Here is a 1,971-nt window from a genome sequence, read left to right as displayed (position 1 = left end):
CGCTCACCGGCCGCTCACCGCCGGCGACCGGAGAGTGACCGGTGTTCGGAGCGGCCGACGCCGGTCCGGCCGGCGGGCGCCAGGGCAGTGGCGGGGGCCGCTCGGGCACCGTCTCCGGCGCCGGGGTCGGTGCTCCGGGAGCCCGTGGGAGGTGCGCCTCCGGCACCGGGACCCGCCCCTTGGCACTGCCGGAGCCGGATCGTCCGGTACCGTGCGCGGAGCCCCCGTCCGGGCGGTAGTGTGAATCTTCCCTCCCCACGACCCCCTCCTCCCCCAGCGAAAATCGGCTTGGGTGACACTACTTCGGTCCGAAGACTATGCGGCGGCCGGAGTCGGTGGGTGGCATTCACCTGTCCGGAGGGCCGCCAGTGGTTCCGTTAGCCAGCGTGGGCAGACGAGGGAGCGTGCAGATGGATTTCGACGTGACGGTTGAGATCCCCAAAGGTCACCGGAACAAGTACGAGGTGGACCACAAGACCGGCCGGATCCGGTTGGACCGCACCCTCTTCACCTCCACCCAGTACCCGGCCGACTACGGGTTCATCGAGGGCACGTTGGGCGAGGACGGCGACCCGCTGGACGCCCTCGTGCTGGTCCCCGAGCCGACCTTTCCGGGGTGCCTGATCCGCTGCCGCACCATCGGCATGTTCCGGATGACCGACGAGAAGGGCGGGGACGACAAGGTCCTCTGCGTGCCCTACGAGGACCCCCGCCAGGAGCACCTGCGCGACATCCACCACCTGGGCGAGTTCGACCGCCTGGAGATTCAGCACTTCTTCGAGGTGTACAAGGACCTGGAGCCCGGCAAGTCGGTGGAGGGCGCGACCTGGGTCGGCCGCACCGAGGCCGAGGCCGAGATCCACGCCTCCTACCAGCGGGCCAGGGACGCCGAGGCGCGCGGCGAATCCGCCCACTGACGACCGCTGACGCACCGGGCCCGAGGGTCGCTCAACCGAGCAACCCTCGGGCCCGGTCGTACAGGTCGAGCACCGCGCAGGCGATCGGCACCACGGCGACCACCAGGGCCGTGTCGGTGAGGTCCGCGACCCTTCCGAGGTACGGCGAGACCGGCCGGCGGGCGTACCCGGTGCCGCTGGCCACCGCCACCAGGGCCAGCGCCGCCCCGCCGAGGACCAGCACCAACCGCCCGGTCTCGTCGGTACGACCGACCAGCACCGCGCCCAGCACCGCGTAGCCGGCCAGCCCGGCGAGCACCGTCGGCACCCGCTGTCGCAGCGCCACGAACAGCCTCGACCGCAGCAGCAGCACCGCCGAGGTGACCGCCACCAGCACCCGACCGGCCGTGCCACCGGCAACCACGAGGACGACCGCGGTGGCCACCACCAGCAGGGCGTGGCCGATCAGCATCCCGGTGAGCATCTCCTCGGTGCGGATCACCGCGGCGTGCACCCGGCCCCGGTCCGGCAGATCCCGGGCCCGCTCCGGCTCCTCCGCGGGGGTCGGGGCCGGCAGGGTGATCGGTGGCAGGGGCAGCTTGCCCAGCCGGATGGCCAGCAGCGGGATCACGCCGATGGCGAAGACCAGTGCGCTGAGCAGCACCGCCGCCGTACCGGCCGTGGTCATCAGCAGCCCACCGAGCGCGGCCCCCGCGCCGATCAGGCCGACCGTGACACCGGCCACGAACACCCGCAGCCGGCTGGCCACCCCGAGGAGACCGATCAACGCCACCAGCAGCAGCGCGACCGAGCCGGCCAGCAGTTCGGGAGCGCCCACCCAGCGGGCCGGCCCGAACGGACCGACCGGGTCGCCGGAGCCGACGGCCAGGGCACCGGCCGTGAAAGCGTAGGGCAGCGCGTAGCCGCCGAGCGTCGCCCCGGCGGCGCCGTCGCCGTTGGCGCGGGAGGCGACCGTGCCGGCCACGGTGAGCACCAGCGCCACCGCGACCGCCGCCGGCCAACCGGCCCGGTGCGTCGGGCCACCGGCGAGCAGCGCGAGCAGTCCGACCGCGAG

General features: G+C 73.6%; 2 protein-coding genes. One reads left to right on the top strand and one right to left on the bottom strand.

Annotation, left to right across the window (positions count from 1 at the left end; all coding sequences use genetic code 11):
- The first annotated feature begins 410 nt into the window (after window positions 1-410).
- Complete coding sequence (locus tag PSH25_RS27870) at window positions 411-917, top strand: inorganic diphosphatase (protein WP_109816465.1); 507 nt, start codon at window positions 411-413, stop codon at window positions 915-917.
- Between the two features lie 31 nt (window positions 918-948).
- Here PSH25_RS27870 and eccD read toward each other — a convergent pair.
- Window positions 949-1,971 (bottom strand): type VII secretion integral membrane protein EccD (gene eccD / locus PSH25_RS27865; RefSeq protein ID WP_238661863.1); only part of this gene is annotated, 1,023 nt, incomplete at its 5' end.

Origin of the sequence: Micromonospora foliorum (assembly GCF_022229015.1) — a bacterium.
Lineage (GTDB): Bacteria > Actinomycetota > Actinomycetes > Mycobacteriales > Micromonosporaceae > Micromonospora > Micromonospora foliorum.
Note: the sequence above shows the minus strand (reverse complement) of the source record. Positions and strands in the feature narration are given on the sequence as shown.

What these genes read in the sequence shown, in the direction of transcription:
- PSH25_RS27870 (WP_109816465.1), top strand. Translation starts at nt 411, where the DNA reads ATGGATTTCGACGTGACGGTTGAGATCCCCAAAGGTCACCGGAACAAG.